Source organism: Novosphingobium endophyticum (assembly GCF_014640675.1).
Classification (GTDB): Bacteria; Pseudomonadota; Alphaproteobacteria; order Sphingomonadales; family Sphingomonadaceae; genus Novosphingobium; species Novosphingobium endophyticum.
Genome location: NZ_BMHK01000032.1, coordinates 1 through 26,429, shown reverse-complemented (window position 1 = coordinate 26,429; position 26,429 = coordinate 1). Strand labels below are relative to the sequence as shown.

29 protein-coding genes and 1 pseudogene are annotated in these 26,429 nt (G+C 61.0%); 26 read left to right on the top strand and 4 right to left on the bottom strand.

Annotation, left to right across the window (positions count from 1 at the left end; all coding sequences use genetic code 11):
• Positions 1-146 precede the first annotated feature (146 nt).
• Positions 147-620: a flavin reductase family protein gene (locus tag IEX32_RS16980; protein WP_188772732.1), complete on the bottom strand. Its 474-nt coding sequence runs from the start codon at positions 618-620 to the stop codon at positions 147-149.
• Positions 621-832: 212 nt separating this feature from the next.
• Here IEX32_RS16980 and IEX32_RS16975 point away from each other — a divergent pair, with 212 nt between their 5' ends.
• From IEX32_RS16975 to ureG, 13 genes are read left to right on the top strand one after another with little or no spacing between them, the layout of a single operon-like run.
• Positions 833-1,324, top strand: a complete 492-nt coding sequence (locus IEX32_RS16975; protein ID WP_188772731.1) for a VOC family protein — start codon at positions 833-835, stop codon at positions 1,322-1,324.
• A complete protein-coding gene (locus IEX32_RS16970; RefSeq protein ID WP_188772730.1) occupies positions 1,311-1,745 on the top strand; it encodes a nuclear transport factor 2 family protein in 435 nt (144 codons plus the stop codon). Before IEX32_RS16975 ends, IEX32_RS16970 begins: the two co-directional genes overlap by 14 nt.
• A 40-nt stretch (positions 1,746-1,785) precedes the next feature.
• Positions 1,786-3,126: an amidohydrolase family protein gene (locus tag IEX32_RS16965; protein ID WP_188772747.1), complete on the top strand. Its 1,341-nt coding sequence runs from the start codon at positions 1,786-1,788 to the stop codon at positions 3,124-3,126.
• A 34-nt stretch (positions 3,127-3,160) separates the two neighbouring features.
• The gene (gene fsa, locus IEX32_RS16960) at positions 3,161-3,814 is read left to right on the top strand and encodes a fructose-6-phosphate aldolase (RefSeq protein ID WP_188772729.1); all 654 of its coding nucleotides are present in this window, start codon (positions 3,161-3,163) and stop codon (positions 3,812-3,814) included.
• Positions 3,815-3,857: 43 nt separating this feature from the next.
• Positions 3,858-5,030 carry an acetyl-CoA acetyltransferase gene (locus IEX32_RS16955; protein ID WP_188772728.1) on the top strand — a complete coding sequence of 391 codons (1,173 nt, stop codon included), beginning with the start codon at positions 3,858-3,860 and terminating at the stop codon, positions 5,028-5,030.
• Between the two features lie 56 nt (positions 5,031-5,086).
• Complete coding sequence (locus tag IEX32_RS16950; protein ID WP_188772727.1) at positions 5,087-5,665, top strand: HupE/UreJ family protein; 579 nt, start codon at positions 5,087-5,089, stop codon at positions 5,663-5,665.
• On the top strand, positions 5,662-6,543 hold the full coding sequence (locus IEX32_RS16945; protein ID WP_229736448.1) for an urease accessory protein UreD: 882 nt from the start codon (positions 5,662-5,664) through the stop codon (positions 6,541-6,543). Before IEX32_RS16950 ends, IEX32_RS16945 begins: the two co-directional genes overlap by 4 nt.
• A gap of 1 nt (position 6,544) precedes the next feature.
• On the top strand, positions 6,545-6,847 hold the full coding sequence (locus tag IEX32_RS16940) for an urease subunit gamma (RefSeq protein ID WP_188772726.1): 303 nt from the start codon (positions 6,545-6,547) through the stop codon (positions 6,845-6,847).
• Positions 6,844-7,155, top strand: a complete 312-nt coding sequence (locus IEX32_RS16935; RefSeq protein WP_188772725.1) for an urease subunit beta — start codon at positions 6,844-6,846, stop codon at positions 7,153-7,155. Before IEX32_RS16940 ends, IEX32_RS16935 begins: the two co-directional genes overlap by 4 nt.
• 4 nt (positions 7,156-7,159) lie before the next feature.
• Positions 7,160-8,869, top strand: a complete 1,710-nt coding sequence (ureC, locus tag IEX32_RS16930) for an urease subunit alpha (RefSeq protein WP_188772724.1) — start codon at positions 7,160-7,162, stop codon at positions 8,867-8,869.
• 13 nt (positions 8,870-8,882) lie between these two features.
• Positions 8,883-9,371 carry an urease accessory protein UreE gene (gene ureE, locus IEX32_RS16925; protein ID WP_188772723.1) on the top strand — a complete coding sequence of 163 codons (489 nt, stop codon included), beginning with the start codon at positions 8,883-8,885 and terminating at the stop codon, positions 9,369-9,371.
• Positions 9,322-10,041 (top strand): urease accessory protein UreF, encoded by a 720-nt coding sequence (locus tag IEX32_RS16920; protein WP_229736447.1) that lies wholly within the window; start codon positions 9,322-9,324, stop codon positions 10,039-10,041. Before ureE ends, IEX32_RS16920 begins: the two co-directional genes overlap by 50 nt.
• Positions 10,038-10,670 carry an urease accessory protein UreG gene (gene ureG / locus IEX32_RS16915; protein ID WP_188772722.1) on the top strand — a complete coding sequence of 211 codons (633 nt, stop codon included), beginning with the start codon at positions 10,038-10,040 and terminating at the stop codon, positions 10,668-10,670. Before IEX32_RS16920 ends, ureG begins: the two co-directional genes overlap by 4 nt.
• A 66-nt stretch (positions 10,671-10,736) precedes the next feature.
• On the opposite strand, the gene IEX32_RS16910 is transcribed toward ureG, so the two are convergent.
• The 3 genes from IEX32_RS16910 to IEX32_RS16900 are packed head-to-tail and all read right to left on the bottom strand — an operon-like array spanning position 10,737 to position 13,784.
• Positions 10,737-11,735: a helix-turn-helix domain-containing protein gene (locus IEX32_RS16910; protein WP_188772721.1), complete on the bottom strand. Its 999-nt coding sequence runs from the start codon at positions 11,733-11,735 to the stop codon at positions 10,737-10,739.
• A gap of 44 nt (positions 11,736-11,779) precedes the next feature.
• Positions 11,780-12,595: a 4,5-DOPA-extradiol-dioxygenase gene (gene ygiD, locus IEX32_RS16905; protein ID WP_229736446.1), complete on the bottom strand. Its 816-nt coding sequence runs from the start codon at positions 12,593-12,595 to the stop codon at positions 11,780-11,782.
• A gap of 1 nt (position 12,596) precedes the next feature.
• On the bottom strand, positions 12,597-13,784 hold the full coding sequence (locus IEX32_RS16900; RefSeq protein WP_188772720.1) for an aromatic ring-hydroxylating oxygenase subunit alpha: 1,188 nt from the start codon (positions 13,782-13,784) through the stop codon (positions 12,597-12,599).
• Between the two features lie 289 nt (positions 13,785-14,073).
• Here IEX32_RS16900 and IEX32_RS16895 point away from each other — a divergent pair, with 289 nt between their 5' ends.
• The 13 genes and pseudogenes from IEX32_RS16895 to IEX32_RS16835 all read left to right on the top strand — a co-directional run.
• Positions 14,074-14,925: a TauD/TfdA dioxygenase family protein gene (locus tag IEX32_RS16895; protein WP_188772743.1), complete on the top strand. Its 852-nt coding sequence runs from the start codon at positions 14,074-14,076 to the stop codon at positions 14,923-14,925.
• A 38-nt stretch (positions 14,926-14,963) separates the two neighbouring features.
• A complete protein-coding gene (locus IEX32_RS16890; RefSeq protein ID WP_188772719.1) occupies positions 14,964-15,821 on the top strand; it encodes an oxidoreductase in 858 nt (285 codons plus the stop codon).
• 410 nt (positions 15,822-16,231) lie between these two features.
• On the top strand, positions 16,232-16,435 hold the full coding sequence (locus tag IEX32_RS16885; protein ID WP_188772718.1) for a hypothetical protein: 204 nt from the start codon (positions 16,232-16,234) through the stop codon (positions 16,433-16,435).
• Positions 16,428-17,783, top strand: coding sequence for an AtzE family amidohydrolase (locus IEX32_RS16880; protein WP_188772717.1), 1,356 nt, complete (start codon positions 16,428-16,430; stop codon positions 17,781-17,783). The genes IEX32_RS16885 and IEX32_RS16880 overlap by 8 nt, the downstream gene beginning before the upstream one ends.
• Positions 17,784-18,255: 472 nt before the next feature.
• Positions 18,256-19,299: a quinone oxidoreductase family protein gene (locus IEX32_RS16875; protein ID WP_268236758.1), complete on the top strand. Its 1,044-nt coding sequence runs from the start codon at positions 18,256-18,258 to the stop codon at positions 19,297-19,299.
• Positions 19,296-20,060: a dioxygenase family protein gene (locus IEX32_RS16870; protein WP_188772715.1), complete on the top strand. Its 765-nt coding sequence runs from the start codon at positions 19,296-19,298 to the stop codon at positions 20,058-20,060. The genes IEX32_RS16875 and IEX32_RS16870 overlap by 4 nt, the downstream gene beginning before the upstream one ends.
• Positions 20,061-20,101: 41 nt before the next feature.
• Positions 20,102-20,950 (top strand): isocitrate lyase/PEP mutase family protein, encoded by an 849-nt coding sequence (locus tag IEX32_RS16865; protein ID WP_188772714.1) that lies wholly within the window; start codon positions 20,102-20,104, stop codon positions 20,948-20,950.
• Positions 20,947-22,554 carry a class I adenylate-forming enzyme family protein gene (locus IEX32_RS16860; RefSeq protein ID WP_188772713.1) on the top strand — a complete coding sequence of 536 codons (1,608 nt, stop codon included), beginning with the start codon at positions 20,947-20,949 and terminating at the stop codon, positions 22,552-22,554. Before IEX32_RS16865 ends, IEX32_RS16860 begins: the two co-directional genes overlap by 4 nt.
• Positions 22,551-23,729: a thiolase family protein gene (locus tag IEX32_RS16855; protein ID WP_188772712.1), complete on the top strand. Its 1,179-nt coding sequence runs from the start codon at positions 22,551-22,553 to the stop codon at positions 23,727-23,729. Before IEX32_RS16860 ends, IEX32_RS16855 begins: the two co-directional genes overlap by 4 nt.
• A gap of 4 nt (positions 23,730-23,733) precedes the next feature.
• On the top strand, positions 23,734-24,147 hold the full coding sequence (locus tag IEX32_RS16850; protein ID WP_188772711.1) for a Zn-ribbon domain-containing OB-fold protein: 414 nt from the start codon (positions 23,734-23,736) through the stop codon (positions 24,145-24,147).
• Positions 24,148-24,161: 14 nt separating this feature from the next.
• Positions 24,162-25,157 (top strand): quinone oxidoreductase family protein, encoded by a 996-nt coding sequence (locus IEX32_RS16845; protein ID WP_188772710.1) that lies wholly within the window; start codon positions 24,162-24,164, stop codon positions 25,155-25,157.
• 140 nt (positions 25,158-25,297) lie between these two features.
• Positions 25,298-25,585 carry a hypothetical protein gene (locus IEX32_RS20735; protein WP_229736444.1) on the top strand — a complete coding sequence of 96 codons (288 nt, stop codon included), beginning with the start codon at positions 25,298-25,300 and terminating at the stop codon, positions 25,583-25,585.
• 127 nt (positions 25,586-25,712) lie between these two features.
• A pseudogene (locus IEX32_RS16835) lies at positions 25,713-26,321 on the top strand (IS110 family transposase); the annotation flags it as partial.
• Positions 26,322-26,429: the final 108 nt, after the last annotated feature.

Genomic DNA, 26,429 nt, shown 5'->3' with positions numbered 1-26,429 from the left:
TCTCCTGAAGTACAAGGATTCGCCGCCTCTCTGGCGGGATCGGCCCGTAATGGAGCAATCTGCGCCCGCACTTCTTGTACTCAGATGACCAGGAAATTGTTCAGCAAACCTCCCGGTTTTCACTGGCACTTTTTAAGCCCGCCCAATCAGGCTAAGCTGCAATACTGGCCGGCGTGGACGACCAGAGGCTTGGCATCAGTCCGGCGCATATCCAGCACCTCGCCGATTAAAATGACATGATCGCCCGCCTCATACCGATCCACGATCTGGCATTGCAGTATCGCACAGCACCCCGGGAGGAGGGGGATGTCCTCAAGTCCCGCTTCATGTTCGATCCCGCAGAACTTATCCTGACTAGGGGTCGCGAAATGGACCGAAAGTGCGCGCTGCCCCTCAGCAAGGATATTGATTGCATAATGCGTCGCCTCGGCGAAGAACGGCGCTTGGTCGCACTCCTTGTCAATGCTCCAAAGCACCAAAGGGGGATTGAGTGAGAGCGATGCAAAGCTGTTGATGGTCATCGCAGCACTGCGCCCCATGCGATCACGGCAACTGACCACCGCGACGCCAGTGGCGTAATTCCCCAGTACGGCGCGAAATTCTTGCGGACTTGTTCTCATCACCCACTCTGTGCTTGTGTGTCATTTCAGATTTCTATCTGGCTAGGGGCGGAGATCGCCCCTTGTCCAGTCCCCCGGAAGCTTTGACATATCGGCGTGCACATTGGGTCAAGACGCTTGAGCCTGCTTTTCAATAGACTCCGTGCATCTAGCGAGCCGATAGCTTGCGCCATTAGCAAAATAGCATGATCTTTGGGTCTGGGAGCGATTTGATGGCTGACGCCGAGACGACATATTCTCTTCATCCGCCAAGTCAGCGCTGGACGCATTTGGCACTTCTCGTCAAGGACATCGACGCGACGATCGCCTGGTACGAACGGTATACGCACCTTGAGTTGCTGTCGCGCACTGAAGACCCGCAAGGCTATGGCGCCTGGATGGGTGATCGCAATCAGGCCGACTCCCCCTTTGTACTGGTTCTGGCTCAGTTCTTTGATGGCATGGATCCATTCGCGCCGACGCAGCACGGCACGCTGGGCCCCTTTGCCCATATCGGCATAGAAACCACCTCCCGTGAGGAGGTCGACCGGCTGGCGGCCAGGGGCAAGGAAGAGGGGTGCCTCGTGCACGGTCCGGTGCAGATGCCGGCGCCAGTGGGATATATCTGCTTTCTGAAGGATCCGGACGGCAATACCGTCGAATTTTCATACGATCAGGGCGTCTACGAAACGGCCCGGAAAGTGTGGGGCAGTGACGCCGACTGAAGTCGCGCTCGCGTATCTTGCTTCCTTTTCAAGTGGGGATCCTGAGCGCGTTGCCGCGTGGGTCACCGATGATTTTGCCAATAACCAGATGGGTGTGCTGGGAAGTCGGTTCAAAGGTCGCGATCTATATCGAGAAAGACTAGGGGCTTTCCTCGGCCGTTTTCGCGGCCTGCGCTATGCGCCTGGCGCGACTGTCAGCGAAGGCAGGCATGTGGTGGTCCCCTATGTCATGACCGCAACGGATGAAGGCCGGCCAATATCAATAGACGGGATAATGCTCATCACCGTTCATGATGGGCTTGTCAGCGCGCGTGCAGACTATTGGGATGGGCTGAGCTACTGCCAGCAAATGGGGATTGAAGTCCTTCCAGTGCCCAAGGATCACACCAAGGGGCAGGAGGGCGCTGAAAGTGACCGCTAAGCCGATCGAATTGCTGGTGCAGGGCGCGACGGTCATTACCATGGACCGTGAGCGGCGGATATTTCTGGACGGCGCGCTGGCCGTTGATGCAGGCCGCATCGTCGGGGTCGGGCCGCGCGGCGAAGTGGCGGAGCAATTCTCGGCGCGGCGAACCATCGATGGGCGCGATCTGATCGTCACGCCGGGTTTCATAAACGGCCATGTCCACATTACGGGTGATCCGCTTACGCGCGGTTTCATGCCGGACACGATCGACTATCGCGACAGTGAGGCCTTCCTGCACTGGGTATTGCCGCGTTATCTGTCACATACCGCGCAGGACGAGCATGTCTCCGCAAAGCTTGCTGCCCTTGAGATGCTGCGGTGCGGCATCACCTGCTTTCTCGAGGCGGGCACGATCCGTCATATCGACGAAGCGGCAGCGGGCCTAACTGAGTTGGGCATCCGCGCCCGGATCGGCCTCTGGACCGAAGGGCGCGGGGCTGGCGATGATGTTGGCTCGGTACAGGCAAGCGATGCCGCCATCGCGGCGATGGAGGCTGCAGTAACCGCTTACCCGCCCGACGAAAACGCGCGGATTGCAGTCTGGCCGCTGCTGGTTGGGCACAACACCAATTCGGATGCCGTGTGGCAAGCCGCAAAGGCGATCGCGGACGCTCGGAACCTGGGCGTGTCGGCGCATATGAGCCCGTATCTTTCTGACACTGAGTGGTATCTCGAAAACACCGGTTGCCGTCCGATAGAGCATCTGGCGCGGCTGGGCGTATTGGGCGACAATGTGACGCTGACCCATCTTGCGCATCTGGCCGACGTAGAAGCCGAGTTACTCATTCAAAGCGGTGTCAATGTGGTCTATTGCCCGCTCGCCGCGCTCAAGGGCGCGTTCGGTGTGGCGCGCTCGGGCCGTTACCCCGAATTGGCGGCTGCGGGCATCAACCTCTTGCTCGGCACGGATGGCTACGATTGCGACATCATGCGGCTGATGCCGATGGCGTCAGGCACATTCAAGGACGCGCGAGAAGATCTAAGCGTGTTCCCCGCGCACCAGATGCTTGAAATGATTACGATCAATGGCGCCCGTGCCCTGGGGCTGGCGGACGAGATCGGATCGATCGAGCCCGGTAAGCGCGCGGATTTCGTTTGCCACGACGCCAATCGGCCCGAACTGCGGCCCCTGCTCAATCCCGTCAACCAGCTGGTATGGTCCGCAGATGGCCGTGGCGTGCGAAGCGTGTGGGTCGATGGCGAGTGCCTGATCGACAACTATCGTTCGACCCGCATTGATGAGGATGCGTTGTTCAGGGAAGCGCAGGCGGCCGGCGATGCACTTGTGGCCCGTACCGGCCTGCATCTCCAGTCGCCATGGCCGATCATCCGCTGAGTCTGGCAACGTACCTCTTCCACAAAGGACGCGCATGAAATTCTTCGTAGATACTGCCGACACCAGGGAAATCGCCGAGCTGGCGGAAACGGGGTTGCTCGATGGCGTAACCACCAATCCTTCGTTAATTCACAAGTCAGGCCGCGCCTTCCTCGATGTCGTCAAGGAGATATGCGCGATCGTGCCCGGGCCTGTATCGGCGGAAGTCATCGCCCTTGATCATGAAGGCATGATGAAAGAGGCGGAGGTGCTGAGAAAGATCGCTGACAATGTCGCGATCAAGGTCCCGCTTACCCTTGATGGCCTCAGGACTTGCAAGACGCTGACGGGTGACGGCACCATGGTCAATGTCACGCTGTGCTTTTCGGCCAATCAGGCGCTGCTCGCGGCCAAGTCCGGCGCGACCTTCATTTCGCCCTTCGTCGGCCGCCACGACGATGTCGGCTTTGACGGCATGAAGCTGATCGCCGACATTCGCCAGATCTACGACAATTACGCCTTCGATACCGAGATCCTCGTGGCGAGCGTACGTCACCCCGTGCATGTCCTCGAGGCAGCGAAGATAGGCGCCGATGTGGTGACCGCGCCACATGCCGTCATCAAGAACCTATTTAATCATCCGCTCACCGACAAGGGAATTCAGGGCTTTCTCGCGGACTGGCAGAAAACCGGCCAGATGATCAGCTGATCGGCATTTACCGTCGGTGACACGTCACTCCAGGAGATTTGACATGAGTGAAGCATCGATCGTCGGTTGGGGGCACAGCCCCTTCGGCCGGCTGGATGATCCCGATACCGAAGCGCTGATCGCTCGCGTCGCGGGCGCGGCGGTGGAGGACGCCGGGGTCCCAACACAGGACGTGGATGCCGTCTTTGTCGGTCAGTTCAACGCGGGGTTCAGCCGTCAGAATTTCCCCGGTTCGCTTGTCGCGAATGCTGTGCCTGAGCTTCATGGCAAGCCTGCCGTTCGCGTTGAAAACGCGTGCGCCTCGGGCGCGGCTGCGATCTATGCGGCCCGCGATTTCATAGCTGCGGGGCGTGGGCGAATTGCCCTCGTTGTCGGCGTCGAGAAGATGACCGGCGTTACAACGGCTGCGGCAGCCGAGAATCTGCTCGGCGCCTCCTATCGCAGGGAAGAAGGGGAAATCGAGGCAGGGTTCGCAGGAGTTTTCGGCCAAATCGCCAGCGCCTATTTCCAGCGATTTGGCGACCAGTCGGACGCACTTGCGACAATCGCCGCCAAAAATCATCGAAATGGTCTCGACAATCCGTTCGCGCATATGCGTCGTGACCTTGGCTATGAATTTTGCCGTACCCCGTCGGAGAAAAATCCCTTTGTCGCCGCGCCGCTGAAGCGGACTGACTGTTCTCCGTTGAGCGATGGAGCGGCCGCCGTGGTGCTCGCCGACGCCGACACGGCGCGCACGCTACGCCGCGCGATCCGCTTTCGGGCGGCGGTTCAGGTGAACGATTATCTGCCGCTTTCGCGCCGCGACCCGACCTGGTTCGAAGCGGGTGCCCAGGCCTGGGTCCGTGCGCTCGATGCCGCCGGAGTTTCGATCGACGATCTGTCCCTTGTGGAGACGCACGACTGCTTCACTATCGCCGAGCTCATTGAATATGAGGTCATGGGGCTGGCTCAGCGCGGGAAGGGTGCGCAAGCGGCCCTTGAAGGCTGGATCCAGGCAGATGGGAAGCTTCCGGTCAATCGCTCCGGCGGACTGAAGTCGAAGGGCCATCCTGTCGGTGCTACCGGCGTATCGATGCACATCATGGCCGCCATGCAATTGGTCGGAGAAGCGGGCGACATGCAGCTTCCGAACGCGGATTTCGCCGGGGTCTACAATATGGGCGGGACGGCCGTCGCCAACTACGTCTCCATACTTGAGCGCATGCAGCGGTGATGCGCCTGTGTACCAGAGCGAGGAAATGATGATGTCGAAACCGATCGGAACGACCAATGGGTGAGATCACCGTCGAAGCGCTGAGGCAGGGTGTGTTTCACATCTGGACGGGATGGGATCACCTCGCCTTCCTGCTCTGCCTGTGCTTGCTCGCGTCCGGCAAGCAACTCATCGCCCTCGTTGCCGCTTTCACCATCGGCCATTCGATCTCGCTTGCATTGGTCTTCTATCAGCTGGTGAACATTCCGTCTCCACCGGTAGAAATCGTGATTGCCCTATCCATCGCCGTCATGGCGCGTGAAGCGCTCCATGCCACCGGTGTGATCGACATCCCGAATGCCTTGAACCGACACCTGCTTACGGTCCTGCTGTTTGGCCTGCTTCACGGGCTCGGCTTTGGCAGCGCGCTGCACGGGGTCGGTGTCGCACCGGACGGGCCCTTATGGAGCCTGACATTCTTCAATCTTGGCATTGCGCTGGGGGAACTTGTCTTCGTGGGCCTCCTCACCGTACAGCTGGCAGGCCTCCGGACGATTTCGTTGGTGCAACCGGTGCGAACCGCTGCCCTGTATCTTACTGGCGCGGTTGGGGCATTCTGGACGGTCCAGCGCGTTGTCGTCATGGGAATAGCTTGACCTTGCTTGGAACCCTGCCATTGCGTGAGGTGACGGAACAGGCCCATGAAGCGGCCGAGAAGTCGCTGCTGCCTCCGCGCCACCAGCGCGTCGATGGTGCAGCGCGGGTCGCCTTCGGGCCGGCAGGGCTGAGCGATCTCTATCAGAAAGCTCCCTGCCGCCTTCTGTTCCCAGATATCGAAACTGGTGATTTTCCGCAGGCGGTTTCCATCACCACGAGCGGCGGCCTGACCGGCGGGGACCGTGTCGTGCTCGACATCAGCATCGAACCGGGCGCATGTGCCACGGTTTCCACACAAGCTGCCGAGAAGCTCTACCGCGTGCTTCCGGATGATCCCGCCATCCACATAGAGACCCGGATCAATATTGCCGAAGGTGGTCGCTGCGAATGGCTGGCGCAGGAGGCGATACTGTTCGACCGCAGCCAGGTGCGCCGTCATCTCCACGCGCATCTCGCCGCCGATGCGCGGCTGTTGGCTGTCGAGACGATCGTGTTCGGACGCGCCGCCATGGGGGAGGTTTATGCCGAGGGGCTGATTCACGACGAATGGCGCATCTGGCGCTCGGACGAGTTGATCTGGGCCGATGCGCTCCACATCGACGGCAAATTTGCTGAAATCGCGGCGCAGCCCTTCTGCCTTGGACCCGCACGTGCACTTGCGACAATGGTCTATGCCGGCGCGGACGCGGCGGATCATTTGCCTCTCGCCCGCGAAATGTCGGATGGCTGCGCAACTTGTTTTGGCGAACTGCTTCTGGTTCGGCTGATCGATGCGGATTCCCGCCTGCTGCGTAGCCGGGTGATGCGGGCCGCGTCAGCATTGCGCGCAGCGACGCTCGGTCTGCCGGACCGGCTGCCTGCAGTCTGGTATTGCTGAGATGAACCTTACCCCACGCGAGAAGGACAAGCTGCTGGTCGCGATGGCGGCGATGGTCGCGCGTAGCCGGCGCGAGCGCGGAGTAAAGCTCAATCACCCGGAAGCGGTCGCACTCATCACGGAGCATGTTGTCGAAGGCGCACGCGACGGACGCAGCGTGGCGGAACTGATGGCGAGTGGCGGCCACGTCCTGACGCGCGCGCAAGTGATGGAAGGCGTCGCAGAGATGATCCATGACATCCAGGTCGAGGCGACTTTTCCTGACGGCACAAAGCTCGTCACCGTGAACAGGCCGATCCGATGATCCCGGGCGAGATTCTGCCGGCTGAGGGAAACATCGTGCTCAACGCTGATCGCGTGCCGATTACGCTGACCGTCGCCAACTCAGGTGACCGCCCGATCCAAGTCGGAAGCCATTACCACTTCATGGAGGTCAATCCGGCGCTGGACTTCGACCGCGCTGCTGCGCGCGGGTATCGGCTCGACATCCCCTCGGGAACCGCAGTCCGCTTCGAGCCGGGGCAGAGCCGTGAGATTTCCCTGATCCCTTTTTCTGGAAGGCGCATCGTGACCGGCTTCCGGGCGAACGTCATGGGCGCTCTGGAGAATTGACGCGATGCCCGTAACTCTTTCGCGCCGTGCCTATGCGGGAATGTTCGGGCCCACCGTTGGTGACCGCATCCGCCTGGGCGATTCAACGCTGCTGATCCGCGTGGATGAGGACCGGACGGTCTATGGTGAGGAGGTGAAGTTCGGCGGCGGTAAGGTGATCCGCGACGGAATGGGTCAAAGCCAGGCCACTCGCGCGGAGGGATCACCAGATACGGTCATCACCAATGCCGTCATTCTCGACCATTGGGGTGTGGTGAAAGCCGATGTCGCGATCCGCGACGGTCGCATCGCGGCGATTGGCAAAGCAGGCAATCCGGATGTCCAACCGGGCATCGACATTGTCATAGGCCCGGGAACCGAAATCATTGCCGGTGAAGGCAAGATACTGACCGCGGGCGCGATCGACCCGCACATCCATTTCATCTGTCCGCAACAGGTTGAGCATGCACTTTACTCGGGTGTAACCACCATGCTTGGCGGCGGCACCGGCCCTGCGCATGGCACGCTTGCCACCACATGTACCCCCGGTCCCTGGCACATCGGCCGTATGCTTCAGGCGCTCGAGGATCTGCCGATGAATTTCGGTCTCTTCGGCAAGGGCAACGCCAGCCGCCCCGACGCGCTCGAGGAAATGGTACGGGCAGGGGCATGCGGACTAAAGCTGCACGAGGATTGGGGCACAACTCCCGCGGCGATCGATACTTGCCTCGACGTGGCCGACCGGTTCGATGTTCAGGTGGGGCTCCACACCGATACGCTCAACGAAAGCGGCTTCGTCGAGAGTACGATCGCGGCGTTCAAGGGACGGACCATCCATGCTTTCCATACTGAGGGGGCAGGGGGCGGCCATGCACCCGACATCATCAAGCTGGCGGGTTTTCCCAACGTTCTCCCGTCCTCGACCAACCCGACCCGGCCTTACACCGTCAATACACTCGATGAGCATCTCGACATGCTCATGGTGTGTCATCACCTTGATCCGAGGATCGCCGAGGATGTCGCCTTTGCCGAAAGCCGTATCCGGCGGGAGACGATAGCGGCAGAAGATATCCTCCACGATCTTGGCGCCTTTTCGATCATGTCATCAGACAGTCAGGCGATGGGGCGCGTAGGTGAGACGATCATCCGGTGCTGGCAGACTGCAGACAAGATGAAGCGGCAGCGCGGTCCGCTTGGCGCTGACGAGGACGCCGACAATTTCCGCGCGCGTCGCTACATCGCCAAATACACCATCAACCCGGCGATAGCGCACGGCATCGCACATGTTGTGGGATCGGTCGAGGTGGGCAAGCTTGCTGACCTCGTACTCTGGTCCCCGGCCTTCTTCGCTGCCAAGCCCGATCTCGTTATCAAGGGCGGCAGCATCGCGGCGGCGCCAATGGGCGATCCCAACGCCAGCATCCCGACGCCCCAGCCGGTGCACTACCGTCCGATGTTCGGTGCCTATGGCCGCGCTCGGACGCTTTCCTCGTTTCACTTTGTGTCGCAAGCGGCGATCGAGGAGGGGATCGCAAACCAGTTGGAGCTTTCACGCGAGCTTGTCGGGGTACGCAACACACGCGGGCAAATCGGGAAGAAGGCAATGATCCTGAATGATGCGACCCCGCATATAGAGGTTGATCCGGAGACTTACGAAGTACGTGCCGATGGGCAGTTGCTGACTTGTGAACCCGCAACCGAGCTGCCGTTTGCCCAACGTTATTTCCTTTTTTGAGGATGTTACTGCCATGCTGACCGCGCGCGAAGTTCTGGCTGCAGGAGAATGGACTGGCCCCGCATGTGACCACATCGCGTTGGACTATGACGAGCGTCATCGCCGTCGCTTTGCCTATGTGGCCGATCACGGCACCGAGTTCCTGCTTGACCTGCCCCGCGCCGCGATATTGCAGCACGGCGATGCATTGCGGTTATCCGACGGACGATTGATCGAGCTTGGCGCGGCTTCGGAAGTATTGATGGAGGTGCGCGCGGGCCCCGGAATTGGACTTGTCCGCATAGCTTGGCATGTCGGGAACCGTCATCTTCCCGCCGAATTGCACGAGGATTGCATCCGCCTGCGCGAAGATCACGTCATCCGGGCGATGCTGACAGGCCTGGGAGCTAGGGTGGTGACCATAGAAGCCCCGTTTGTGCCGGAACAGGGCGCCTATGCGGCCGGCCGCGAACATGAGCACAAAGAACAGAATCACGGTCACCATCACCATCATGCTGACTGAATCCGCACTTCAGCGGCTGATTGCCTGGACATCGCCCTCCTATCCTGTCGGCGCCTTTACCTACAGCCATGGGCTCGAGACGGCGGTGAGCGACGGCCGCGTACACGATCTGGACAGTCTCGTGAGCTATGTCGATGCCGTGCTTGCCCACGGGGGCGGTTGGATTGACGCCGTGCTTTTCATTCACGCATGGCGCACGGCCAGCGACAACGAGGATTTTGATGGCATCGCCCAGCTCGCAACCGCTTTCCGCAGCAGCAGCGAAACCGCACTCGAGAGCTATCAACAGGGCCGGTCCTTCCTCTCCGTCACCCGCCGCGCCTGGCCGCACCCTGTGCTGGACGCCTTCGCTGGCCGCTGGGGCAATCGCCCAATAGCGCATTGCGCGATACTGGGTCTCGCCTGCGCGGTCCATGACATAGCGCTCAATCCCGCCACCCACGCCTATCTGCACGCGACCGCCGCCAATCTCGTTTCGGCCGGCGTTCGGCTGGTGCCGCTTGGGCAAACCGATGGTCAGATCGCGACGGCGCGTTTGGCCAGCCATATCGAGACCGTCGCCGCACGTGCCATGCTCACGCCCGTCGAGGATCTCGGCAGCGCCTCGCCGCTGCTCGAGCTGGCTTCCTTTCATCACGAAACGCTCTACACGAGGCTCTTCCGCTCATGACAATTTCCCTGAACGGCCCGCTGCGGGTCGGCATCGGCGGGCCGGTCGGCTCAGGCAAGACAGCGCTTACCGATCGGCTCTGCAAGGCGATGCGGGATCAGTATGACATCGCGGCCATCACCAACGACATTTACACGCGAGAGGACGCCGAGTTCCTTGTCCGCTCGGGCGCACTTGTTCCCGAACGGATCATGGGGGTTGAGACCGGTGGCTGCCCACACACCGCAATCCGCGAAGACGCGAGCATCAACCTTGCCGCGATCGAGCAGATGACCATGCGCTTTCCTGCGCTTGACGTCATTTTCGTTGAAAGTGGCGGAGATAATCTTGCCGCCACCTTCAGCCCGGAACTGGCCGACATAACGATTTACGTGATCGATGTATCGGCAGGCGACAAGATCCCGCGCAAGGGCGGCCCGGGCATTACGCGCTCCGACCTACTTGTCATCAATAAAATCGATCTAGCGCCGCTAGTGGGTGCGAGCCTCGACATTATGGACCGTGATGCTCGGAAGATGCGCGATGCGCGGCCATTCCTCTTTACCAATCTGAAAGACGGTATCGGGCTTCCGGAGATCGTCGGCTTCATCACGAGAACTGGCGGACTTCCGCTGCATGGGGAGGCATAAACCGATCCCCAATTTTCGGCCCAGGCTTCCCGGGGCTTGCCTGCCCCGGGATGTCGCCCTCCCGGATCAGGTCGCGCGGGCAAAAGTCCGAATTGGCCGGAAACTGTTCATTTCCGAAGCCTCATTGGCTAGCCGACGGCAGTCCCGGGGTGGCACGCCGTATTGGCTGCGGAAGGCGCGGCTGAAATGGGCCGAGTCGCTGAAGCCCCAACGAAAGCAGATTTCGGTCACCGACATTTGTACGTAGACCGGGCTCATCAGGTCTGCACGGCAACGTTCCAGACGACGCATCCGCACATAATTGCTAAACGTCTTGCCTGATTGCGAAAACAGCTTTTGCAGATAACGCAGCGAGACGCCATGTTCGTCGGCGACCTTGGCCGGGCTAAGATCAGGGTCGGCGAGATTGGCTTCGATCGTCTGGCAGAAGCTGTGCAGATTGGACGCCCTTGCATTGGCGCTGCATCCGATGAGCGGCGTGGAGCTCTGCCCGGTCAGGCAAGTCAGCATAAATTCGGTAAGGGACAGTTCAATGGGCCGCAACTGATCTGCCACCAGATCGTCAATGGCATTGGCGAGCGACCCGAGCATACTCGAAAAAATGTGGTTTATTCCGCCCTGGCCCGGCAGATAGCCGAGCGGCAGTGATAAGGGGGCGAGCAGCCGCGGGCTCAGCGCTACATGCGGCACCTTTACAAACAGCTGGCGGAAGGGCGTGGAGAACAGCAGGCGCGCGGGCGCCCCGGTCGGGCCGAACAACAGGTCGCCGGGGACAAGGTCAATGCGCCGCTCACCATCCACCAGCGTTGCGCGTCCCTCGACAAGCAGCGCCAGCCAGATGGCGGAAGGCTGCTTGGGATATTGGTCGGAAATTTCCTGCGCTGCTGCATCGACACGGGCAAATTCGATGCCAAGCGGTGAAGTAAGACAAGAGACCGCCCCGTGGAAGTCATTCGGATCGGTGATGGAGCCGACGGGCAGGTTGAGCCGGCCCATGGCATTACACCACGCGTCATAGCGCTTACCGGCGGCGATCTCATCGGTCGTGAATTTCCAGGTCTTCACATCCGCTCCTCGAGGCCCCCAGTAATTATCGCGCTGTCTACGACCTATTCCGCGACCGCGCTATTTTCGATCAACAAACTCGTCATCCCGAGCGATGCGAACGTGATATAATCAGACAGGAAAGTCACCCGGTCTTCGGGTTCGATACAGCCCAGAGCATAGAGCAGCGGCCAGTAGTGATCCTCCGACGGAACAGAAAGTCGTGCGTCCTCGCCCTGTTCGTGCACGTTGAACAGCGCGGTATGATTGCCTGTTCTAATTTGCTGTTTCACGTAATCGTTGAATCGGGTGGCCCAGGGATAGGGTTGGACATCATCAGCCCATTTCAGCACACGTAAATTATGAACGATGTTGCCACTGCCGACGATCAAAACCCCCTCGTGGCGTAACGGGCGTAGCCGCGTCGCGAGCTCGTAGTGCCATGCCTCGTCCTTGGTGACATCCATGCTCAACTGCACAACCGGAATGTCCGCATCCGGATAGGCTTTCTGTAGCACCGACCATGTGCCGTGATCTAGCCCCCAACTCTCATCGAGCGTTACAGGTGTGGGGGCGATCAGCGTTTGCACTCGTTCGGCGAGCGCGCGGCTTCCTGGCGCAGGATATTGCTGCGAGAACAATGGCGCTGGCAGGGATGGCCCAAAATCGTGAATAGTTTGCGGTGACGGCATCGCGGTGACGTGGACACCACGAGTACACCAATGTGCCGATATACAAAGGATCGCCTTCGGGCGGCCAATCCGCTTGGCCATCAGCGCCCAAGTCCGCGTCGCCTCATTGTCTTCCAAAACATTGGTGGGGCTGCCATGACCGAAAAAGGCGACGGGCATCCGCTCAGTCCGTTTGGAGGTCTGCTGCATGTCAAGCCCGCTCCCGCTTCATGCGTGCCCAGGCATCCTGGTAACGCGGCACAAGCCAACTGTTGAACGCCTGCTGCGCGCCTTCCTGCCACGAATAGCTGCTGCGCTTGGCGAAGCGCGATCTCAGTCCGATCTGGATCATCTCGTCGACATGGAAGTCCTGCGCGATGATCTCCATGGCAGCGGCCATGTTCATGTTCATGCGATGCTCAAACGAAGCATTCGTCATTGCCCCTGGCGCCACAAGCACGCCCGTGTCCATACAGTGCGTCTCGGGTCCATCGGCTCGCAGAATCATGTAGATGACCATGTCGCTCATCATCACCAGCGACAAGGTCGGCGGAATGTTGGCGAAGGTCATACGGTTGCGTTCTTCCAGCGTCAGCTTGGGAAAAACGGGCAGCAACGCCTTCTGCGTCGCGTTGAAACTGGCGTCCTGATGCAGCGTGCCATTGGTCCGGTAGTAGCCGGCGGTATCCGCCGGAAGCTCGGGAAAAACGGCCTCACCGCTGGGCACAAAATCATGAAGGGGGCCTTGGTGGAGGCGGCTTGCGTGGTAGCCGTCATTATTGTTCTCCAACATCACCTTCCAATTCCACGGGCGCTGCGGACCGAGTTCGGGCTGCGGCCCCTCGGCAGTGGCCAGATCGTAATGGGCAATGATGTCGGACACCGCGGTCAAACGGGGCGCGAGGGCCGGCGCGTCCTTGTCGAAGTTGATGAAGATAAAGCCGTGCCAGATCTCAATCTTGAACGACGGCAGCGCGATGTCGCTCTTGTGGAATTCACAAGTCTTGCCCATAGCTGGCGCATTCACGAGCTTGCCATCGAGAGCGAAAGTCCAGTGATGATAGGGGCAGACAAAGGCGCGTGAGTTGCCAGTCCCCTCGGCGACGAGCATCGAGCGGTGCTGACATACTGAGGAGAGGGCATGCAGCGCTCCCTTCAGATCGCGCGACACGACGATCGGTTCACCAATAATCGAGGTCGTGAAATAGTCGCCGGGCTTCGTTACCCACTCCTCCCGACCCACGCACAGCCATTCGTGATTGAACACCGCCTCCTTCTCGAACTCGAAAAAGCTCGCATCTATGTAACATTCGGGAGGTAACGAAACCGCCTGTTCCACTGAAAGGGCGGAATCCGCGAGTCCTGCAAAAAAAACGTCGCTGAAGATGTTCTGGTTCATGGTGAAAGGGGCTCTCCCTTGCGTCACGTGATGTCGCCGCACCGCGCTGACAATGTTCCCTGATGTTGAAAGGAAGAATTCCCCATAACCTACAACAAATCTTGCCCGGAGGTGCACGGCCACTTGGTCGTTGCACAAAGACAGACTCGCAAGGTTTAGCACCTTTACAAATTTCCTTCCGATACTTTCTGGATGCAACAAATGATCGTGCATTAGAGTGCAAGACTTTGCTTGCGGCTCAGCACAGTTCAGATGCTGTGAATGGCAGTATGGGTAAAAGGTGCACGACATGGCGACTGAGGTAAAACTTGACATTCGCAAGCTGGATAAGGGGTTCGGCGCCGAAGCCCGCGGCGTGGACTTGGCGAATGCAGATGACTCAACCCTTGACGCCCTGGTGAATGCCTTCGAGCACCACGGCGCCTTGCTGGTGCGCGGCCAAAAGCTCGAACCGGACGATCTGCTCCGCTATATCAGCCACTTCGGTGAGCCCGAGGAGCATACCCTCAAGGAATTCACGCTCGAGGGCTACCCGAACATCTATATCCTGTCCAATCGCGAGGTCGGTGGACGTAAGGGTTCTCACTATGACGGCGTGGGCTGGCATACCGACTATTCCTACAAGGAAGAGCCGGTGAAGTGCACGATGCTCTATTCGATCGAGGTGCCCTCGGGGGGCGGGGACACGCTGCTCGCCGATCTTTGCGCGGCGTATGACGCGCTGAGCGAAGAAATGAAGCAGAAGCTCGACAAGCTTGTCCTTCATCACAGCTACAAATACTTCATGGAAACCCGGGAGTTCGGGCGGATGAAGTTGAGCCCGGAACTGGAAGCCGAAAATCCCGATGTTTTTCATCCCCTGATCCGCACACATCCCGCAGACGGTCGCAAAGCTCTTTGGGTCAGCACGGGCACGGTCAAGGACATCGTCGGAATGGAAAAGGCCGAGGCGGACGCGCTGATCGACGAATTGATCGCGTTCGTGACGCAGGATCGCTTTGTCTATCGTCACGAATGGAAAGTGGGCGACGTGTTGGTGTGGGACAATCGCTGCACGCTCCACACCGGCACCAAATATGACGATGCCAATAGCTACCGCGTGGCCTACCGGCTTTGGGCCAAGGGGGACAAGCCCTTTTAAGCACTCCCGGTCCAACATTCAGAAAGGAGGCAGCGAACATGGTTGCATCAAAAAACTGGTTCATTACCGGGGTCAGTAGCGGCTTTGGCCGTGCCATTGCGCAGGCGGCTCTCGCGCATGGAGACATTGTGGTCGGCACCGTCCGCAAAGACGAGGATTTGCGCCGTTTTGAGGCGTTGGCCCCGGGGCAGGCGCGCGGCCGGCTGCTTGACGTGCGTGACGCGGTCGCGGTCAAGCGCGTCGTCAATGAGGCCGATGCAGAGACAGGTGGGATTGACCGGCTCGTGAACAATGCGGGCTATTGTCTTGCTGGTGGGATTGAGGAAGCGGATTTGGACGAAATCCGCGCGCAGATGGAGGTGAACTTTTTCGGCGCGGTCTCCGTGTTGCAGGCGGTATTGCCGCATATGCGAAGGCGCCGCGCGGGGCACATCTTCAACATCACATCGATCAGCGGGATCGCCGCCTGGATGGGGAATGGCTATTATTGTGCGAGCAAACACGCGCTTGAGGCGATTGGAAAGACGCTGGCGCAGGAGGTGGCCGGACTCGGCATCAACGTGACCAATGTCGCGCCCGGAGCCTTCCGGACGGACTTCAATCATGCGCTGACCCGCAGCGGGACGATTATTGATGACTATGCCGACACCGCGGGCTTCGCTTGGGACACAATGAACGCCGGCGCCGGTGCAGAGGCTGGCGATCCGGCGCGGGCGGCAGCCGCAATTCTGCGCGCCGCCGACGCCGAGAAACCGCCAATGTGTCTGCTGCTGGGCAGCGACGCCATCTACTACCATGGCCATCAATTGAGCGCGCAGGCGCGGGATCTGGCTGACTGGATGCCCGTCAGCATCGACGTAAACCATAAGGACACGCCGCTGCGTCCGCACGACTGAAGCAATCTTTCTGCAGTAAAACGGGAGGCGCGGCGCACCCGTGCCTCCTTTTTATGGTCGCAGCCGGACTGCCCAGGGTGGAGCGTCCGATCGACGTTGCATTGTTGCCTGTTCGCATCTTTCCCGTGTTGCTCCGTAGCAGTGCTTGAACTTTGCCAGAGCCGCACGGGGCACGGGTTTGTTGCCGACGCCTTGTTCGCCTCCATCGTCCCGTGAATTTCACGCCCATCCCATTCCGCACAAGGCCGGCTTCCGTTTTCAAGGTCCTCTCAAAGAGCCTCGCTAAAAGCGGGCGAAGCCGGAGAAAGGAAAATCCCTTGGACCACCGGCTGCCCAACGACTAGGGTGCCTTAGGCGAAATGATGAAGCGCTGATCAGCACTTGTTTGTTCTATCTTATGGAGAATCCCCATGGGCGTGCTGAGCCGCGGTGAGAGAAGCCGCCCGACAGTCAAAACGGGAAAGGCACGGCTTCAAGAGGCTGGTCTCGACGTGAATGATGAACTTCTAGAAGGAATTATCCGCAATCTGGTCGTATTGCAGGTTCATGCGGCAACACTTGATCAGTTTGACGCCAAGAGCCATCATTGGATGATGGAAGGGCGTTATGGCTGAACTCCATCGCCAAAGCGCTGTCGACATCGCGAACGCTGTTCGTGCAGGACGCGTCCAGGCCGTCGAAATTTGCGCAAGCGCTCTGGCGCATATTGAGCGTATCGGCTCGCCCGACAGCGGTTTCATAAAGATTTTTCGGGAGCGCGCGCTCCTTCGCGCCGAGGCCGTCGACAAGATTGTCCAGGCGGGCCTGGATCCGGGGCGGCTCGCGGGTGTGCCGTTCGGCGTCGCAGATCATTTCGACGTCGCCTTGCAGCCCACAACGGCGGGTTCTCGACTCAGCGCGGAGGGGCCGTTCGCGCACCGGGACGCCAAAGCGATCATGCTGCTTGAGGCGGCGGGGGCAGTGCTGGTCGGCCGGCAGAATATGGACGAATTCACTTACGGGTTTGTCACGGTCAACGCGCATTATGGCACCACGCCCAATCCCCATGACAAAGATCGCCTGGCGGGCGGTGCTTGCGGTGGCTCGGCGGTTGCGGTTGCCAACGAAACAGTGCCGATTTCCCTTGCGTCGGATATCAATGGCTCAATCCGCATTCCGGCCGCCTTGTGTGGCGTCATTGGACTGGCTCCTACTTATGGCGATTTCCCGAATGAGGGAACGCAGTCCTTAGTGGAAAGCCTTGATGTGGTTGGCCCGGTGGCTCGCCAAATCGACGACGTTGTACTTGTTCGCGATGTTCTTCGCGACGGTGCGCCGGAACGAAGCGCCGTGCCGCGCGGTCCACTTCGCTTTGGCCGGCTGAAAGGCTGGTTCGACCAGAATGTCGAAGATCCGATGCGCGCAGCCATGAAGCCCGTTTGGGAAGAATTTGGGCGTGTGAGTCTCGATCTTAAGCATGTGGACCTCGCGCGCGCGGCCGCTTCGCTGATCATCGCGGCAGAAGGGGCGAATCTGCATCGAGCCAGCCTCGTTCATGATCCTGGGATCTATGGGGCGACAACGCGAGACAGGTTACTGGCTGGACTCCTGATGCCGGCAGACGATTACCTCCAGGCCATACGATTTCAGACATGGATCCGTACGCGAGCCCAACAGCTGTTCGAGCATTGCGACGTGTTCATCACGCCTGCCGCGCCCGGATTTGCGCCGCTGATCGAAGATCCCTTCATCGAATTCGATGGTGTCCGAACGCCGGCGCGAAGCCATCTGGGGATCTACACCCAACCCATTAGTTTGATGGGATTGCCCAGTATTGTTCTTCCGTTAGCGCATTCGGGGCCGCTGCCTCTCGGTGTTCAACTGATTGCGGCGCCGGGAGGGGAGCAAACCTTGTTCGAGGCAGCAAGTCTGCTTTTCAAAAATGGCATTGCTTCCGTGCCCGGCGTTCCTGAGTCGCAGTGAACCGATAGGGTCGAAGCAAGGGACACGCATTCCGGCGATCTCGCGGAGGTGCGGGGTGGACCACGGCGGGGGAATATCCGTCAAACGCGTTGCGGTCCACATCGCCGACGCCCGCTGTAAGTTTGGATCGGCTCCTGCGTATACCGAGATTTGGTATCCAATCCGCGTAACGGAATTTGATCACCGACATCCTTGAGGCACGCTTCTACATGTGCGCGGCCATATCTGGTGCGGATAGTGGACGCACTCGGCGACTCGAAAACTGAGCTGCAGCCGATCAAGAACTGGCGCGCTTGAACTTGATTGGAACCGCTCTGACGCGGGATTTGCCGCGGGCTAGGAGCCCTCAACACAAATATTGGAGTAGTGCACCCGTTTGTATGGATTGCAGCGGCCCGCGAGCTTTCCTGGTGGGAAGCTGAGAGCGGCTTGCCTATCAGGTGGCAATTCCCACGTTGAATTGAGATTGAAAGTGCTCGCTGCTGTCGTCCATGAACCTGGCCCGCCGTCTGTCCTGACGATCGAGGAAGTTCCCTTTCCGCCCCTGCTTCCAGGGGAGATCATCGTGAAGGTTGGAGCCTGCGGAGTATCCTACCGCGACGTGGTGGAGCGCAACGGGACCTATCGACGCGACGTGACCTTCCCCTCCATCTTGGGAATAGAAATTGCGGGCACGGTGGAGGCAATAGGCGGCGGCGTCGAACGGTTCGCCGTCGGCGACCGCGTGTGCACCAAGGCATTCTCGAGTTGCGGTCAGTGCCGCTATTGCCGAACGGGGCGAGAGACCACCTGCCGGCAGCGCCGCGTCGTCAAGGGCGGCTATGCCCAGTATGTGGCGCTCGCCCAGGATGCGGCGGTGGCCATCCCGAACGACATGCCGTTCGAGGTTGCGTGCGTGCTCGGGCCCGGCGCGGGCGTCGCGCTGAACGCCGTGCGCGACACGGCGCATGTCCAAGTAGGCGAAGCTGTTCTGGTGACCGGCGCGACCGGCGGCGTGGGCTTTCCTGCCGTGCAGATCGCCCGTCACGCCGGCGCCATTGTCTATGCGGTCACCCGCAGCGAGACAAAGGCCGACGCCCTTCGCGAAGCCGGTGCGCATCACGTCGTCATTCAACGCGTAGGGGAAAACTATGGCCGCGAACTGCGCGACATGCTGGGGGGCGAAGGTGTCGACGTCGTAATCGACACGGTCGGGAGCCAAGCATTCCAGCCCGCTTTCGATGCGCTGGCGCCGCATGGTCGCTATTGCTTCGTTGGCCAACTCACCGACCAGGAAATCAGCATCAATCCGGCACGCATCTTCTTCAAGCGCGCGCAGCTCCTGGGCGTCGGCAGCGTCAGCCGTGCCCAACTGGAAGATGCCGTGAAGATGGCGGCCGCAGGTATCGTCACGCCCCGCATCGCGCGCGTTATGCCGCTGGCCGATGTCGCCGAGGCTCATTTCCTGGTCGAGGCCGCCACGGAAACTGGCCGAATTGTCTTGGCGCCATGGAAAGAAGGAGAGGATAGACAATGACCGGCATGGATGAACAGGCGCGGTTGAACGCGATCTGGCAGCGGATCGTATCCGACATGAAGCAGGTCGTGCGGGATTTTTCGATCACGCAGCGCGAGCTGCACACGGCGGGTGACTATCTGAACCGCCTCGGCCAGTCCTCCATGTGCCGCAGCCTGATAGACGTGGCACTGGCGATGACCAGCGTCGACGCGACGGGCGGCTCCAGCAGGGGCACGCGGCAGAATCTGGAGGGCCCCTATCACCGCGCTCATCCCCATCGCGCGGACGGCGTGCTCTGCGAAGGTGGCGCGCCGGCGGGCATGCCCTCCCTCCTCATGACGGGACGGGTGCGCGATGTGGAGACGGGAGAGCCCCTGCCGGGCGCTCGGCTGGATTTCTGGCAGGCCGATTCCAACGGAACGTACGACCGGGCCGGCAACCATCTTCGTGGCATCGTGACCACCGATGCGGACGGGCGATATGTCGTGCACACGGTCTTGCCCAACGATTACTCGGAACATGACAATGACCCGATCGGGGAGCTTTTCCGCGCCATGGGGAAGCACAACACGCGAGCCGCGCATATTCACCTGAAGGCCAGCATCGATGGACGCGTCCTTCTCACCACCCAGATCTTCATGCCGACGTCCGACTTCCTCAAAACTGACTATGTCGAGGGCGCGGTATCGGACGATCTCATCGTGGCGCTGGAGGTGGACGGCGACGGCTATCGCGGTCAGTTCGACATCGTCCTGGACCGGCGAGGCGCGTCGGCGTGATGACGTCGGCAGCGCGATTGCGCGCGGCCATGGCTAGCGGGATGATCGCGGCGCCCGGCGCCTGCGATCCGTTCACCGCACGGCTTATCGCCCGCGCAGGGTTTGACGTTCTCTACCTTGGGGGGAACGCGGTCGGGCTGAGCTTTGCCAAGGGGCAGCCGATAGTCACACTGACGGAAACCTGCGCCCATGCAAGCGCCATTGTGCTGGCGACCGGGTTGCCACTGATTGTTGACGGCGGAGCCGGATTCGGATCGCCGCTCCATGTTCTGCGGTCCGTGCGTGAAATCGAACACACCGGTGCTGCCGCTCTTCATATCGATGACCAACCCTACCCTAAGAGCCCAGATTACCATCGGGGCGAGGGGGGCATGGTGCCGATTGCGGAAATGCAGCAGCGGCTGCGTGCTGCGGTCGAGGCGCGGCTCGATACGGACTTCCTGTTAATTGCGCGCACAGACGCACTCCGCGGCTCGGGCCTGGACGAGGCGCTCGTGCGCGCACGCGTTTATCATAGTGCGGGTGCCGATGCCGTAATGATCCTGGATCTCGGTCCGGAGCAAATGTCCGAGGCGCGGCGCGCGCTTCCCGGCGTACCGCTGGTATGGATCGGCGGGGTCGTGCCGCCGGTGCCCGACAGGGCAGCGTTGGCAGCGGCCGGTTTTGTCATTGCGGTCTATCCCTTCAATACTATTGCCGCCATCGCGGAAACGGTGTCGGCACTGTGGACCGGCTTTCACGCGTCTGGCCGGATAGAACAACCCGACGCCCTCCTAGAGCGCATGCGGCCCGAATTGGCCGAAATCGCCGGGATGACCGATTATTGGAATCTCGCGGACGATCTGGCGGGACAGCCGCGCCGCGGAGCAACGCGGAGCAACGGCCAATGATCACCCGTCCCATTGCCACGACATTGTACGAGGTGGTCGCCGAAAAGGCTGTCGCCGATCCCGGCCATCCGGCGATCTTCTATAATGGGCAATCCATTGGCTATGCCGATCTGCTCGAACAGGCAAGCCGGGCGGCGCGTGCCATGGTTGCAGGGGGAGTGCGCCCTGGCGACAGGGTTGCTGCGATGATCGGCAACGCGCCCGAGTGGGTCGTCGTTGCACTGGCCGCCTCGGCCGCCGGCGCAATTTTTGTACCCTTCAATAGCTGGTACAAACAAAATGAGCTGGCCTGGACCATGCGCCATTGCGGCGTCAGTATGGTCATTGCGGTGCGCCATTTCCTCAAGACCGACTACGGCGCGATGTTTAGCGCGATCGTGCCCGAGCTGACGGAAAGCCCGCCCGGCGCGATCCGGAGCGCCCACATGCCAGCCCTGCGCTCCGTCATTCTGATGGGGGAGGCCGTGCCTGGTACGATCGGCTGGGAGGATTTCCTTGGCCGGGGCGACGCCATCGGTGCGCCGCTGCCCGCCGTCGATCCGGAAAGCATCGCCTATATTCTATACACCTCCGGGAGCACTGCCGATCCGAAGGGCGCAATGTTGCGCCACCGCGGCGTGGTGGAGAACGGATTTGATCTCGGCCAGCGGCGCGCCATCGGGCCGGAAGACCGCGTGTTCCTCGGTACGCCTCTCTTTTATGCTCTGGGCGCGACCAACGCGCTACCCGCCACGCTGACGGCCGGCGCTTCGCTCGTCCTGATGGATGCCTTCGAAGCGGGCCGCGCCATCGAGGTGATCGAGCGCGCGGGCGCCACCGTCTATTACGGTACGGGCAATATGAGCCGTGCGATCATCGACCAGGCCGACTATCGGCAGGCGCGGATCGGTACGCTCAAGAAGGGCAATGCGGGGCTCGGTGCAGAGTATAAGCGCTTGACCCTCGTGGAGATGGGCATCACCGGCGCCGTACCGGCTTATGGCCTTACCGAGACGTACGGCAATGCCACGGTAGGCGAGGTGGACGACCCGCTCGACGTCAAGATGGCAACCAATGGCCGTCCTCTCCCCGGCATGGAGTTGCTGATCGTCGATCCCGACAGCAGCCGCCCCCTTGCCCAAGGCGAGACTGGTCTCATCCTAGTGCGCGGCCACACGACGCCCGGTTATTTCGATAATCCCGTTGAGACCAGCAAGGCGCTGCGCCCCGACAGCTTCTTCGACACGGGCGACCTCGGCTCCATTGATGCGGAGGGGCGGATGATTTTCCACTCGCGTCTCAAGGATGTCATAAAATCGGGCGGGATTAACATCTCGCCGGCGGAGGTGGAGCAGCTACTCGTGACCCATCCCGATGTCCGCGACGCGCATGTGGTTGGCGTCGCCGATGCCGTGCGCGGGGAACTTATCGTCGCTTTCGTCGACCGGTTCCAGAACGTTTCGGAAGATAGTCTCAAGGCTTTCGTCAAAGAGAGTGCCGCCTCTTTCAAGGTTCCGCATCACATCTTCTTCCACAGCGAAGAGAACTTGCCGCGCCTCGCCTCTGGCAAGATCGCCAAGGTGAAGCTGGCGGAAACGGCGCGCGCCGAGCTCGGTATCACATGACGCTGTCCGGCAAGGCCTCAATCGTCGGCGTCGGCGCGAGCAGCCTTGAGCGGGATCCGCAGCGATCGGTCCTCTCCATGGCGGGCGACGCGTTGATGGGCGCGCTCGACGATGCGGGGCTGGAGCGCGGCGCAATAGACGGGCTGTGTGTACAAATCGGCTCACCGCGCGGAGCGGACTATGACACGCTCGCGCTGACACTTGGTCTCGACGTGCGCTACGCCAGCCAGACTTGGCCGCACGGGCGCTTCACCGCCACTGTCATCACCCACGCCGCCATGGCTGTTGCAAGCGGGCTTGCCACCCGCGTCGCCTGTATCCTTGCCATGAAGAACAGCGATCTCGGCCGGATCGGGGAAGCAAACAATCCCTTCTTTTACGAGCAGTTCCGCGAGAATGGCGGCCCGCATGGAGAGGAAGGCCATATCGGCATGGCCTCTCCCGTCGCGGGTGCGGCAATGGCGCTCGACCTCTACTGTCGCACCTATGGCAAGGATCGCGAGCTTCTTGGGGCGATTCCTGTGGCGTTCCGCGCGCATGCCCGCCTGACTCCGGACGCCGTGGCGCGCGATCCCATGACGCAGGAAGATTATCTCGCCTGCCGTCCGATCATCGATCCCATCCGCCTGTTCGACTGTTCGCTGGTGGGCGACGGTGCGGTATGCCTCATCATTTCGCAAGCAGGACTCGCCACCGTCGCGCAGCGACCCGTCGCCATAACAGGCGTGCAGGGCGTGCGCGCGAGCCGCGAGAGCTATATTTTCGGTCCCCTTGGCCTTGGCGTCGGCCAGCAATCGGGCAAGCGCCTGAACATGCGCGAGGCGCGGGGCCATCCCGCCTATCGAATGGCGGGCGTAACGCCCGAGCGGATCGACGTGCTCGGCGTTTATGACAGCCTCTCGCCGCTCGCGCTCTATACCTTCGAGGATTTCGGCTTCTGCGGCGCCGGAGAGGGACTCGACTGGATACAGGACGGGCGCATCGGCCTTGGCGGTGAACGGCCGACGAATCTCAACGGCGGCCAGCTCTCGCATGCGCAGCTCAACGGCTGGGGCCAGGTGCGTGAGCTGGTGACGCAATTGCGCGGCGAGGCCGGCGCGCGTCAGGTCCAAAAGGCGCGTACCGCTATGTGGGCTACCATCGGCGGCGACGCTCTGGTGCTGGAACGGAACTGAAGGCATGAGCGAGAGCGCCGATCCCATTGTCAACGATCTCAACCGTCCTTTCTGGGACGGCGCAGCCGAAGGTCGTTTGATCCTGCCCCATTGCGCGGCCACGGGAGCGGCCTTCTGGCCGCCAAGCCCGATCAGTCCCTACCCCGCCGGCCGCGCTGTTGAATGGCGTGAAGTCGATCCACACGGCACGGTGCTGGCGAGCGTCATCTATCGCCGGCCCTTTCAGAAGGCATTCGCCGGTCGGCTACCCTACGGAATCGCGATGGTCGCGCTGGACTGCGGCTCCCGTCTTCAGGCGCATGTCCATGCGCCCGACCGCCCGGGAGCACCGCGGTCCGGTAGTCGGGTCACCTTGAATTGGGAGGTGCTGTCGGAAGGCGGCCCTCCCATACTCGTCGCTACCCCCATTCTGAACTGACAAAGGAGAATATCGTGGCAAGGACAGTTCTTGTTAGCACCCTCGGCGGCCCCGAGGTCATGGAAATGGTCGACATCGACCCTGGTAGACCCGGTCCCGGCGAGCTTCTCCTGCGGCAGACAGCCATTGGCCTGAATTTCGCCGACGTCCATTATCGCCGCGGCACCGCACCGCCCCACTCCCAGGAAAAGCTCCCCATGCCCTTCTCGCCTGGCCTTGAGGCGGTAGGCTATGTCGAGGCGATTGGCGAAGGCGTGACCGGCTTCAAGGTCGGCGACCGCATTGGCTATGCCACCGCGACCTATACCTGGGGCGCCTACACGGAAGCGCGGCTGTTCCCCGCCGATCGCTGCTTCCATATCCCGGAAGGAATCAGCGACGTCGACGCCGCCGCCCTCCTTTACCGCACCATCACCGTGCAGGGTATGATCCGCCAGTGCCATGTCGTGAAGCCCGGCGAGACCATTCTGCTGCACGCGGCCGCCGGCGGCGTGGGCTCGATCCTGTCACAATGGGCAAAGCATCTGGGTGCCACCGTGATCGGTACGGTGAGCGCCGGCGATAAGGTGGAGCGGGCTATCTCCAACGGCTGTGCACATGTGATTGTGCACACGGAGGAAGATTTCGTCGCCCGTACACGCGAGTTGACAGGCGGAAAAGGCGTCGACGTCTGCTACGACGGTGTCGGCATCGCCCTGTTTCACAGGTCGCTGGCAGCCATCCGCCGCTACGGTCTCATGGTCTCGTTCGGCCAGGCGTCGGGGATGATGGAACCGATCGCGCCGGTCGATCTTCAGTTTGAGGGGCTCTATCTCACGAAGTTCAGCGGCGGTACCTTCAATGAGCATGTTGACGAATACCAAGCCCGCGCCCGCGATGCGATGGCCGCCATTCAGGCAGGTGTCTTTAAGCTTGGAAATCATCTCGTTTATCCTTTATCCGAAGTGAAGCAAGCGCACGTTGAACTGGAGAGCGGTGAAACGGTTGGCTCCTTGGTCCTGGTTCCCTGATTCGGCTGACTCCGCTGGCTCCGCGTCAACGTCGAGTTGGAAAGCCGTTCGGGATTAGATGCCCTAATGGGCCGGCGTCTCTTGCTGATGCCACCTGAGTGGCTGTTCCTCAGAATGATGGTGTTGAAAATGAGGTCCGAGTGACCGGCCCCAAGCATCATGAGAGGAACAGCCATGGAGTGTTGTGCCGGGATCACCATACGGTCACTCTCAGGCGGCGCGATCTTGTGCGCGGCCTGGTGGCGATGCGCCGTCCGCACAAGATGAGCGAGGTCGTCAGCATAGAGGACGCCGCCCGGCTGCTCGAGAGCGCGCCTGGGATCAAGTACAAGGCTGCGCTTGGCGTCGCTATGGAGCAGGTCTGCAGCTCTCCGCGCAATTTGGCGCGCCAGTTTGTCGGCAGCTCTGGACGTCGTGCAGCAACCTAAGGCTGATGGAGCGTCATTTAGACTGTATGTTCGCGGGATGAGAAAAGCCCGCCCTCGCAATATGCTGAAATCGGGGGTTGCTCTGGATGGTCCAGAGCCTTGCCCCAAGCATAGGCGAGGACGAGCCATGGACGAATATAGTGAACTTTTTATCGGACTCGATACGTCGAAGTTAAAGATTTCCGTTGCGGTGGCAGATGGCGAGCGAACCGGTGATGTCCGGTTTCACGGCGACATTTCGTCTGAACCAGCATCGGTTGCAGGCTTGGTGGCGAAGCTGGAGAAGCGCGGGTCGAAGCTTCACTTTTGTTACGAGGCTGGCCCCACAGGGTACGATCTCCATCGCCAGATCATCGAGCTCGGCCATGAGTGTGTGGTGGTGGCTCCATCGTTGGTGCCGAAGCGGCCGGGCGACCGGGTTAAGACCAATCGCCGCGACGCGGTGAGCTTGGCGCGACTACATCGCGCCGGCGAGCTGACTGCGGTATGGGTTCCCGACGCAGCGCATGAAGCGGCGCGCGATCTGGTGAGGGCTCGCGAAGCGGCGGGTGAGGCGCTGAAGCGGGCTCGGCAGCAGCTCCAGTCCTTCCTACTGCGTCACGGGCGGGTCTACACCGGGCGCAAGCCATGGACGCGTGCTCATTACCGGTGGCTGGCTGTTTTGCAGTTCGACCATCCTGCCCATCATATTGTCCTGGCGGAATATCGTCAGGCTATCGAGGATGCTGAAGTCCGTCTCCTGTCGCGCGGCGATCTGGATGAGAGAGCGCGACGATCAAGATGAGAATCCGGTGTCTCGGGATTGGCGGAGGGCGTAGCCCGTAGCCGGTCCCGAGACACCGGA